10 protein-coding genes are annotated in these 11425 nt (G+C 45.6%); 6 read left to right on the top strand and 4 right to left on the bottom strand.

Annotated features, from left to right (window positions below):
• Window positions 1-646: 646 nt before the first annotated feature.
• Together RMO79_RS19980 and RMO79_RS19975 are read right to left on the bottom strand one after the other, a co-directional pair.
• On the bottom strand, window positions 647-1648 hold the full coding sequence (locus RMO79_RS19980; protein ID WP_310485024.1) for a photosynthesis system II assembly factor Ycf48: 1002 nt from the start codon (window positions 1646-1648) through the stop codon (window positions 647-649).
• A 96-nt stretch (window positions 1649-1744) separates the two neighbouring features.
• Entirely contained in the window at window positions 1745-2140 is a 396-nt protein-coding gene (locus RMO79_RS19975; RefSeq protein WP_310485023.1) for a rubredoxin, read from the bottom strand.
• A 232-nt stretch (window positions 2141-2372) separates the two neighbouring features.
• Between RMO79_RS19975 and cax the strand changes: the two genes are divergently transcribed.
• Window positions 2373-3446: a calcium/proton exchanger gene (cax, locus tag RMO79_RS19970; protein WP_310485022.1), complete on the top strand. Its 1074-nt coding sequence runs from the start codon at window positions 2373-2375 to the stop codon at window positions 3444-3446.
• Between the two features lie 223 nt (window positions 3447-3669).
• Window positions 3670-4716: a PEP-CTERM sorting domain-containing protein gene (locus RMO79_RS19965; RefSeq protein ID WP_310485021.1), complete on the top strand. Its 1047-nt coding sequence runs from the start codon at window positions 3670-3672 to the stop codon at window positions 4714-4716.
• A 196-nt stretch (window positions 4717-4912) separates the two neighbouring features.
• Here RMO79_RS19965 and RMO79_RS19960 read toward each other — a convergent pair whose 3' ends face one another.
• Window positions 4913-5053: a hypothetical protein gene (locus RMO79_RS19960; RefSeq protein WP_310485020.1), complete on the bottom strand. Its 141-nt coding sequence runs from the start codon at window positions 5051-5053 to the stop codon at window positions 4913-4915.
• A gap of 172 nt (window positions 5054-5225) precedes the next feature.
• On the opposite strand from RMO79_RS19960, the gene RMO79_RS19955 reads away from it, so the two are divergent.
• Both RMO79_RS19955 and RMO79_RS19950 read left to right on the top strand, forming a co-directional pair.
• Complete coding sequence (locus tag RMO79_RS19955; RefSeq protein ID WP_310485019.1) at window positions 5226-5996, top strand: PEP-CTERM sorting domain-containing protein; 771 nt, start codon at window positions 5226-5228, stop codon at window positions 5994-5996.
• Between the two features lie 137 nt (window positions 5997-6133).
• Entirely contained in the window at window positions 6134-7219 is a 1086-nt protein-coding gene (locus tag RMO79_RS19950; protein ID WP_310485018.1) for a PEP-CTERM sorting domain-containing protein, read from the top strand.
• A gap of 106 nt (window positions 7220-7325) precedes the next feature.
• On the opposite strand, the gene RMO79_RS19945 is transcribed toward RMO79_RS19950, so the two are convergent.
• Window positions 7326-8429, bottom strand: a complete 1104-nt coding sequence (locus RMO79_RS19945) for a hypothetical protein (protein ID WP_310485017.1) — start codon at window positions 8427-8429, stop codon at window positions 7326-7328.
• A 106-nt stretch (window positions 8430-8535) separates the two neighbouring features.
• On the opposite strand from RMO79_RS19945, the gene RMO79_RS19940 reads away from it, so the two are divergent.
• Window positions 8536-9489 carry a metallophosphoesterase gene (locus tag RMO79_RS19940; protein WP_310485016.1) on the top strand — a complete coding sequence of 318 codons (954 nt, stop codon included), beginning with the start codon at window positions 8536-8538 and terminating at the stop codon, window positions 9487-9489.
• A 342-nt stretch (window positions 9490-9831) separates the two neighbouring features.
• A partial coding sequence (gene typA, locus RMO79_RS19935; protein ID WP_310485015.1) for a translational GTPase TypA occupies window positions 9832-11425 on the top strand: 1594 nt, incomplete at its 3' end.

Below are 11425 nucleotides of genomic sequence, written 5' to 3'. Positions count from 1 at the left end.
TACCTTTGATGTGCCGATGGTCGGGGATTTGCTTTAATTGTTCTATGAGGATCATTTTGACTAATTTCCTTTGCGAGGTAATTCAGTCTATCCTCATTTTTCTGTCAGTATTTTTCTTTTCTTGTATGAAACCACCCTGCCAACCCCCTTGGAAAGGGGGCTTTAAAGTCCCCCTTTCCAAGGCTACTGTGTATACATAAGTCGGACGGACTTCGTTTTGAGATCTGAATCCCCTCTGTCTTGTCTCGCTAAACCGTCGGGAAACCCCGACGAGCGCGAGCCGCTAACCCCCCTTAAAAAGCTACGGTGTATACACAAGTTGGTTAGACTTCGTTTCGAGATCTGAATCCCCCCTAGCCCCCATTGGAAAGGGGGGAACCGGATCCGGAAGTCCCCCTTTTCAAGGGGGATTTAGCGGCGGTTTTATTCGGGGGGAACCCCCGAATAAAAAACCGACAAGACAGGGGGATTCAAGCCAACTTCGCTTATTTCTAGAGATGTGTATACACGGTAGCTTAAAAAGGGGGGAACCGGACTCTTAGTCCCCCTTAAAAAGGGGGATTTAGGGGGATTTCTAGGGTTTTAGCTTCGATGGTCTAATTCGATCGAACCTAAAACCTAACACCTAAGACCTAATACCTAAAGCCTAAGTCGTAGCTTCACCTTGGTATTTAAGTACGATGCCCCTTTGACCGATAATAAAACCACGATCGGGACTAAAGAATAAAATCTTATAGAGATTTGATGGTACTTCTTCTATAGCCTCATCCTTGAGCCAAGTTTTACCACTATCGGTGCTGACGAGTAAATCGCCACTACCGCCAGAAACCCAGACTTCTCCGGGTGTCCGATAGGCGAGATCTAACAAGCCGAGATTGGTTTTCTGTCCGGGGAAAACTTCATCTTCCCAAACATCAGGTTTTTCGATCGTGTTAAATTGCAATTGTCCGCCGCGAGCGAGCATCCACAACCGACCATCATTAGCAAATCCCATATTAGAAACTCGGCGCGAACTGTTGCGGTTGTGGGGTTCCCAACTATCTTGTCCTGGTGTCCAAGTTGAGTAGAAATTACCTTTAGCCGAGACAGCGACATATTTGCCATCATCAGAACGCGATATTGTCCGGAATACGCCCACGGCTCCGCTAACTAGAGATTTCCAATTTTTGCCAGCATCTTTAGTCAGATAAAGTGCCCCAATATCGGTGGTCATTTCAGCAGAGTCTTGACCTACTGCTTTAATAGTGGCAGGAATCCCTGGTAATTTAGAACTGAGGGCAATCCGTTCCCACGATTTACCAGCATCTTTGGTGTGTAACAGAATCGCGGGTTCGCCCACAATCCAACCATCATCGCCAGCAAAACTAATCGAGGTGAACCGATACTTATCGCTGTCTAATTCTAGTTTGCGATTTTCCCATGTCGTGCCACCATCGTTGGTTTCTAGAATGGCGGCATCGCTACCAACCACCCAGCCATGTTGGGGGTTGCTAGTAAATGTCAGATCTTGAATGTTGGATTCTGTGGGTAACTGAATTGGCTTCCAGGGACTAGTTGCCAAAGGTGGAATGTGACTGCAACTGACGCAAAATATGCCGATCGCCAGTAGTGTAGCAGTTTGTTTGAGAATTCGTTTCAGCAAGTTCATGGATATGGAAATAGTGCGTTGTTGAGTGAAATTTGCGATCGAGTCGCAAGGCTGAGAAATTGAGAAAGTTGAGCCGATGAGGTTTAACCTTCGTCTTTAACCCAATGTGTACAGGCTCAGAAAAATGATAATACCGATCCCCAGTCCGCCATAGATCAATAAGCTTTTTTGTCCGGGAGTCATACCATTGACCCCAAATCCATAACTTTGATTCTCTTTAAAACCATAAGTTGTGGTCGTCCCGATATTTGTAAACGCGCCTTTTTTAGCCCCACAGGATGGACATTTCCAAGTGGCGGGAAGTACGGTAAATGGCGTACCTGCAATAATTTTATTTTTGGGGTCGCCTTTATTCGGATTATAAGTGTAGCCACAGGCACGGCATTCAAATCGATCGTCATCGGTGGTGCCTTCAGCCACTTTGGGTTTGGCTTCTGTCGGCGGTGCTAGCTCGTCGCCGCCGCTAGGAAGATCTCGTTCTAAATCGCTCATAAATTTAATTATAATATTAGCTATTTATTTACATACTGTTACAAATTTTGGCATATTATGTCGAAGTTTACACCTAGTAGGGGCAACTCATGAATTGCCCCTACTAGGTGTAAACGTATGTCCATACAGCATGTAGAGATCTGAGGAAAATGTTCGACTCGATCGATTTCCAGCCTAAGTAGAAGGTTTGGTATATTGTGTTTAAGCGTATTCCTCTCAGATCTAACTCCCCATGTCTATCAAAAAAATCCTCTCGATCGGGTTACTCGCATTCGTCCCGATTTCGATCGCCGCAGAATATTTACATTGGGGAGATCTGACAGTATTTATCACCTCAGCGTTGGCGATCGTGCCCTTGGCAATCTGGTTGAGTACCGCGACGGAGGAAGTAGCCATCGTGACTGGGCCAGCGGTAGGTGGGCTGTTAAACGCCGTATTTGGCAACGCTACAGAATTAATTATTGCTCTAGTCGCACTCAAGGCTGGCTTAATCGATATTGTCAAAGCTAGTATTACAGGAACGATTATTAGTAATCTGCTATTGGCGATGGGATTGTCGATGTTTCTCGGCGGTTTGAAATATAAAGAGCAAGAATTTAAACCGATTGTCGCCCAAGTCAGCGGCTCTTCAATGACGCTAGCGGTAATTGCCATTTTATTACCGACGATGGCGTTTTATGCTGCCGATCGATCCGATACATTTGCCGTTGAAGAACTATCGATCGCCGTGGCAATTATCTTAATTGTAGTGTACGCGATGACCTTACTATTTTCGCTTAAAACTCACAGCTATTTATACGATGTGAGCTTAGTAGAATTAGAAAGCGAAACTACCGAACACAAACCTAACATCAAGCTCTGGTTGGGAATTTTAGTCATCTCGACTTTAGCAGTCGCTTATGAATCAGAAATGTTTGTCGGAGTAGTCGAATCAGCAACTAAGGGCTTAGGTTTGACCCCGCTATTTACTGGCGTAATTTTATTACCATTAGTTGGTGGTGCCGCTGAATACGTTACGGCAGTAGGGGTAGCGATTAAAAATAATATGGATTTATCCGTCTCTGTCGCGATGGGTTCGAGTTTATTAGTAGCATTATTAATGGCTCCAATGTTGGTATTAGTCGGCTACGCGATCGGTCAACCGATGGAATTAAACTTCAATCCATTTGAAGTTGTGGCAGTAGCCATCGCTGTAATTGTCGCTAATTTAATCAGTCTCGACGGTCGATCGAATTGGCTCGAAGGAGCCTTGCTGCTTGCCACTTATACGATCTTGGCAGCAGCTTTCTATTTTCTACCGATTTAGTAAAAATAGTTTGAAATTTTGAGTCGTGATATCCAAAACAGCACTTTTTATTGTTTGAGTAAAATCAAAGATAAGCCATTATACTGAATTAAAATTAAATCGAGCCTTAATGTAGAATTTAAGACTCATTATCATTTGAATCCAACTAAAAATAAGCCATTATACTGAATCGGAATTTTGTTGAAATTGGTAAGTTTGTTGTGTTACTGAATTATCAGCCATAATGAAACTCAACAAACTCGTAAGTTTAGCTATTGGTACAAGCGTTGCACTTGTGGCTGTCGGCACGAACGAAGTGCCCAAAGCAAGTGCGACACTACTAACTTCCTATCAATTCAATGGTAATGGGAATTGGTCGCTTGACGGTGTGGGGAGTAACAACACTCCTGTAGGAAACATTAGTGCTTTTGTCCCCGTCGGCTCCAAGGTTGAAAAAGCTTTTCTTTATAGTAGTAGCAACTTTAACAATAATTCGTTTGTCCCAACTGTTAACTTCGACGGCACTACTATCAGTGGTGCCGCTTGGGCTAATCTTGGTACTACATCAGCGGGTTCTCTCACAGCTTTCCGTGTAGATGTCACCAATCAAGTTGCAGCTAAGATCGGCAGTGGCAGTGCTTCAAATTTTACCTTTTCCGTCTTGAGTGAAAACCCGAATGGCAGCATTGATGGTGAAGCCTTAGCTATTGTTTATAGCAATCCAAATGAGTCAGAAAGAACGATTGCTTTCCTAGATGGTTTTACTAATCCAACGGCTGACACAACCTCTGTGAATTTATCCGATCCGTTGACGAGTACTCAACTCGCAAATCCGAATTTTGAAGCCTTGCTGTCTCTAGGTATTGGTTTTGGTGCAGGGGGCGGTCAATTCTCTACAGTCAATGTTAACGGTGCTCGGTTGACTAGTTCGGCTGGTGGTTTTGATGATGGTGTGCTGGCTAATGGAGCATTGTTAACTATCGGTGGTCTTGGCGATAGTATTGCTAACCCAGCCAATCCCAATAGTAACACCAGCCCTGATGATGAACTGTACTCGCTCAAGTCTTTTCTAGCTGCTGGTAATACGCAAATCAAGATCGATACTACCAATCCATCAAACGATGATAATATCTTTTTTGCGGGTATCAACATTACTGCCAGAGCAGGAGTTAACGCACCACCACCAGCTCCAACAGACGTTCCCGAACCTTTTACGATCGTGGGGACTCTTATCGGCGCGACGGCAGCCTTCAAAATGAGAAAAAGACTTAAAGTCACTAACAAACTGTAGATAGATAAGTTCGATCGCAGCACCAGTAAAATCACCAGGTTATTGACAACTTGGTGATTTTACTGGTGCTTTATGCTGTCTATAAACACTTAAATCGGAGCGCGACAGGCGACAAAGCTAGAGAAATAGCCAAAATTTTAAGTAATATCACCGACACATAATTGCTAAAATTCCAACACCAATCGATCGATCTTCGCTACAAATCGATCGAGTAATACTTAATTATCCAGAGTCCGATCGACAAAAAATCGATCGGCTCAAATTTAGCGATCTCACGATTTCGATCGCCATTAAAACGGCAAAATGCCTTGCCAGTAAAGCTTTTAAAAATTTTCATCAAATATCTACAACGATGTGAATCGTTTTACAAAATGTGGGTACTCTAAGCATACAAACATCTGCAAGGTTGTAAGAGCTTAGGCATCAAGCCACTTCACCAGCCACAAAGCTACCAATTATTGTCTGAGTCTTTTCTATAGTTCTAAATTTTTTCGAGGATATAATTTCTTATGGCAACACAATTCAAAACTGTTTCTAAATTTATCGCTGCTACTGGAGTGCTAGCAGCACTAGGCTCTGTGTCTACCGCTCATGCAGCTACTGTCAGCCGGGTTGATGCAGCTACTTTTGGCCCAGAAGCTGGTCGCATTACATTCTCAGAACTCGGTTTCGCGCCTGGTACTGTCAATCCTGTTTACAATCCAGCTCAATATGGTGGCGGGATCAACGCACCAATCGTTTCTTTTGGTGGTCTCTTTAGCGGACAAACTGTCACTACCGACACTGCCTTCGTCACAGGCAACCCAACTGGTACTTTAGCCTTAACTGGTAACACACGTATTATCGGTCGCGATGATGCTAACCCATCCGCTCCCGTATTATCTGGTGCGCCCACATTCTCTGGCCCAGTAAGTATTTTATTCAGCAGAAATGTATCTGCCGTCGGGATTGATGCAGGTTTCTTCGATCGGATCGGTAGTACTGCAATTACCGCATTCGATCGTAATGGTGTGAATCTGGGTTCGTTGTCCAATGCAGCTACTGGAATTGAGTTCCTCGGATTAGTAACTGACGATGGTAGCAACCAAATCGCTGGCTTACAGTTCTCTTCGCTGAGTGCAGATGCTTCGGGATTTGCGATCGACAACGTAAGATTTAACGCTGCTGTGAATAGCCCTGTTGAAGAAGTTCCCGAACCTTTCACGATCGTCGGTACCATTATTGGCGGTTCTGCTGCGATGCGGATGAGAAAGAAACTCAAAGCTAACGACAAAGTATAGACTGATTCGATTTCAAAAACACCAGATAAGTTTGATAACTTCAGCAATGATGTCAATAACTTATCTTTGTGTTTAGATATTTCCCTCCTGTTAAACCAAAAACCAAACTATCCTATCTGAAACAAGAGATTTACCCAATGAAACTAAACAGACTTGTCAGTCTAGCTCTAGGCTCAGGTGTAGCACTAGTGGCGATCGGAGCCAGCAATGTACCCAAAGCAAATGCCACACTACTAACCTCCTATCAATTCAACGGAAACGGTAATTGGTCGCTCGATGGTGTTGGTGGTAATAATAGTCCAGTTGGAAATATTGATGCGTTCGTGCCATTAGGATCTACCATCCAGAGAGCTTTCCTTTATAGCTCGCTACAAGGTAGCTCATCTGCTCCTACTGTCAATTTTGATGGAACTACTTACAGTGGTGCCGCATGGACGAGCCTGGGTACTACCTCATCATCTAGCCTGACTGCTTTCCGCACAGATGTAACCGCACAGGTGGCAGCAAGAGTGGGAAATGGCAGTGCTTCAAACTTCGTTTTTTCTGTTTTGAGTGAAATCCCTAATAACGGTGTTGATGGCGAAGCATTAGCAATTGTTTATAGTAATCCGAATGAGGCAGAAAGAACCATCGCCTTCTTGGATGGCTTTACAAATCCAGCCGGAGATACAACATCTGTCAATTTATCCGACCCGTTAACGAGTACTCAACTCGCAAATCCGAGTTTTGAGGCTTTACTGTCTCTAGGCATTGGTTTTAGTGCAGGGGGCAGTCAATTCTCCACAGTTAATGTTAACGGTACTCGGTTGACTAATTCGGCTGGTGGTTTTGATGATGGTGCGCTTTCCAATGGCGCATTATTAACTATCGGTGGCCTTGGCGATAATATTAGTAACCCAACCAATCCCAATAGTAGCACCAGCCCTGATGACGAACTGTACTCGATTAAATCATTGCTAGCTGCTGGCAATACCCAAATCCGGATCGACACCACCAATCCATCCAACGACGATAACATCTTTTTTGCTGGTATCAACATTACTGCCAGAGCGGGAGTTAACGCACCGCCACCACCACCAGTTGAGCCACCATTACCAACCGATCCAACATCTACATCACCAACAACAGATGTTCCCGAACCTTTCACGATCGTCGGTACCATTATTGGCGGTGCTGCTGCGATGCGGATGAGAAAGAAACTAAAATCTAACGACAAAGTATAGATTACTTAGTCGAGCGATCGAATACCAGACAAATTTGCGGACTTCAGTAATGATGCCAAGAATTTGTCTGGTTTTGTCATTTGAGGCTAAATCCGCCATTCCCGATTTAACTTTGTCTGCGCTGAAGAATAATTAGGTGTTTGCCGACGACGGGGCTACGAGCGATCGAGATTCCTTGACTGTCTTGGATTTCTAGTTTGGTAAAATGATTCGCCTGGGCTTGAAGCCACATGCGATCGGTCAAAGAATTTTGTTGCTGTTCGTCGATCGTATACCAAAGTGTTTCGAGCTGTACGATCAGTCGATCGCGGGTGAGATCGACCCCGATCGATTTAACGATACGATCTGGATATTGACTGGTAATTTCTGTTAATTGGTGTTGGATGGCTTCGACAAAAGCGCGATCGGGATCGATGGGGGGAGTCGCTGGGATCGCGGGAGCTAAAGCTGGTGATGTGGCTGTTGGTGTGGCGATTGGCACGGTTGGTGTCTTGGCAACCGAAGGTGCGATCGTGGGGACGAAAAAGCCATCTACAAACCAAATTCCGATGGTGACGATCGCGACGACAATGGCAGTTAAAATCGCGTTAGAGAACTGGCGAATAGGTGGGGGTAAAAGTTGTCGAAACTTTGCTAGTAGTCCAGTCCAGAAGCTTCTGAGTGAGTTAGACGCGCTCTTTTTATCTCCGCGATCGGGTGGGGTCGGATCGATATTGAGGTTACCACTAGGCGCAACGCTAGATTCGCTAGGTGTATCGGTATCGTCATCCCAGATATCTTCGCCAAGCGATACTGGGGGGGCATTTTTACTGCGGCGCGCTTCTTGAATGGTACTATTTTTGACTGTTGCTGCGGGTAGAGCTTCATCCCAGTCATCGAGATCTGAAGTCGTGAATCTTTTTGGAGTCGGTGCTACTGGGGCGATTGGTTGAGCGTAGGCAACTTGGCGATCGAAGCGTGGCACGATCGGATTATTCTCATTGCTGTCTATTTCGGCATCATCCCAATTTGTCTCTTCATCGTCGGTATTGAAACTAGAAATCGGAAAATCTCGCTCTTCTGGGGTAGAACTTTCCCAATCGCGGCGGGTAGCGGTCGATCGATCGTCCATGTCCGATCGCGATCTCTGACGCTGCTGTCGTAAATTTTCGCTAGAATCTGTGGGCGGGGGTGAGGTTTTTTTCCCAAACCGTCCGAATAATCCTTGCATTAGTTTTCCTGTCCTCGATCGGGGTGCCATTTCGGTTAGGATAATTGTCACTTCTCTCTAATTTATCATCTTTATTCGATCGACTCCTGACAAATAACCAAAATTTATGAGTACTAACCGCCGTCAATTTTTAGTTGTAGCTGGCTTGACTGGATTCGGGCTGGCTGGAGCTGGTAAACTGCTATCCGAACGGGTCAATTCTGCTGATGATGAAAAAGCTGCTGGCACAAGTGCGGGAAAAGAGAACTTAGCGGCTGCGGTAGTCATTCCCAAGACGAAGTTATTACAGCGATTTGCCGTCATTGCCGATACTGGTAGTAGTACCAAAAATCAATATGCAGTCGGACGGGCGATGACTGAGTACCACAAACAGCATCCGTTCGATACGGTGGTGATGGTGGGGGATAATATTTATAACAATGGTGAAATCTCGAAAATTAAAGCAGCTTTTGAAATTCCCTATGCAGATTTACTTCAGCGGAAAGTTAAATTTTATGCAGCTTTAGGCAACCACGACGTGCGAACGGATAATGGCGATCGTCAAGTTGAGTATGCCCAGTTTAATATGCAGGGCAAACACTACTATACTCACGGGAGGGGGGACGTTCAGTTTTTTGTCTTAGAAACTAGTTCGATCGTCGATCCGCAATCGCCGACTAGAGCCAAACAATTAGAGTGGCTCGATCGAGAATTAACAGCGAGTAAAGCTAAGTGGAAGATCGTCTACGGACACCATAATCTTTATTCAGCCGGAAGATATCCCGATAATGCGGTGATGAAAAAAGATGTCGCCCCGATCTTGAAAAAACACAAGGTGCGATTGTGGATTAACGGTCACGATCATAATTATCAACGCTGGGCACCGATCGACGGAACTACTTATTTGGTTTGCGGTGGTGGTGGGGCAACTTTATATCCAATTTTGCAACCAGATCGCGCCGCATTCGCTCAAAGCGTCCACAGTTTTGGCATTGTCGAAGTTTATCAAGACCAAATTCTGTTAACTGGAATCGATAGCACTGGGAAGATTATCGATCGTGGTTTAGTAAATCTAACTTAGTACGATCTCATGAAAAATCCCCTCCTCGGAGGGGTGCCCAACGGGCGGGGTGGGTAGATCTCTGCCGAAGCCAACCAGATCCGACTGCCTGACGATCGCAATCGATACCCTAAAGCTAACAATTAAAAGAGGGAGATCGGTATATGGCGAATATCCACCCACCCCGCCCTACGGGCACCCCTCCGAGGAGGGGATTTTTTCGATCGAATCGCACGCGATCGATACCGATGTTCGGCGGCAATGGTACCCGCGATCGGCTACAATTATTCATAGATATTTACAAAGATTAGTAAATTTCCACCGTCTGCATTAGACCGTATTAGAGTTCTAACTCCACAATTTATGAGCATTCCCATTCGTAACGTAGCCATCATCGCGCACGTAGACCACGGCAAAACCACCCTTGTTGACGCACTTTTAAAACAATCCGGTGTTTTCCGCGAAGGGGAGGAAGTGCCGATTTGTGTGATGGACTCCAACGACATCGAGCGCGAGCGTGGAATCACAATTTTATCGAAAAATACTGCCGTCAAGTATAAAGAGACATTAATTAATATTATCGATACTCCCGGACACGCCGACTTCGGTGGTGAAGTCGAGCGGGTATTGGGCATGGTAGACGGTTGTATTTTGATTGTCGATGCGAATGAAGGGCCGATGCCTCAAACTCGCTTCGTACTTAAAAAAGCCCTAGAGAAAGGGTTGCGCCCGATTGTGGTAGTCAATAAGATCGATCGCGAACTAGCATCACCCCATGTCGCAGTGGATAAAGTGCTAGACTTATTCCTCGAACTCGGTGCGGATGACGACCAGTGCGATTTCCCGCATTTATTTGCATCGGGGATGGCTGGCTATGCCCAGAACGATATGGAAACTAAAGGTACCGACATGGTACCGATGTTTGAGGCGATCTTGCGCCACGTTCCACCCCCAGTCGGTGACTCTGAAAAGCCCTTGCAACTGCAAGTTACCACCCTAGATTATTCCGATTATTTAGGTCGGATTGTGATTGGTAAAATCCACAACGGTACCATCACGATGGGTCAGCAAGCTGCGCTGATTAAAGAAGATGGTTCGATCGTCAAAACCCGAATTACCAAGCTTCTAGGCTTCGATGGCTTGAAGCGGGTCGAAATTCCGAGTGCGACTGCGGGTAACATCGTGGCGGTAACTGGATTTGCCGATGCCAATATCGGGGAAACGATTACCTGTCCTAGCGAGCCGATGGCTCTACCCATGATTAAAGTAGACGAACCTACTTTGCAGATGACTTTCTGCGTGAATGACTCGCCGTTTGCAGGTACCGAAGGCAAAAACGTCACCTCGCGCCAAGTTCGAGATCGGTTATTCCGCGAGTTAGAAACTAACGTCGCCCTGCGCGTTGAAGAAACCGATGAAGCCGATAAATTTGCAGTAGCTGGACGTGGGGAACTTCACCTGGGTATTCTGATTGAGAATATGCGTCGGGAAGGATTTGAATTCCAAGTATCCCAGCCGCAAGTAATTTACCGCGAAGTTGGCGGTCAAAAATGCGAACCATTTGAATTGCTCGCACTAGATGTCCCCGAAGAAGCTGTCGGTAGCTGCATCGAACGTCTCGGTCAGCGCAAGGGTGAAATGCAGGATATGGTGGTAGGAGTGAACGGACGTTCTAACCTAGAATTCGTCGTTCCCGCCCGTGGTTTGATTGGTTTCCGAGGTGAATTCATGCGGATGACTCGCGGTGCGGGGATTATGAATCACAGTTTCCTCGAATATCGTCCAGCTTGTGGTGATATCTCGGCTCGGCGGAATGGTGTACTGATTTCCTTTGAGGAAGGTACTGCTACTGACTACGCGCTGATGGGCGCAGAAGATCGCGGTACATTCTTTATCAAACCTGGTACTAAGGTCTATAAAGGAATGATTGTCGGCGAAAACAATCGCCCTCAGGATC

Source organism: Chamaesiphon sp. VAR_48_metabat_403 (genome assembly GCF_031422475.1).
GTDB lineage: Bacteria > Cyanobacteriota > Cyanobacteriia > Cyanobacteriales > Chamaesiphonaceae > Chamaesiphon.
This window is presented reverse-complemented; position numbering and strand designations above follow the sequence as displayed.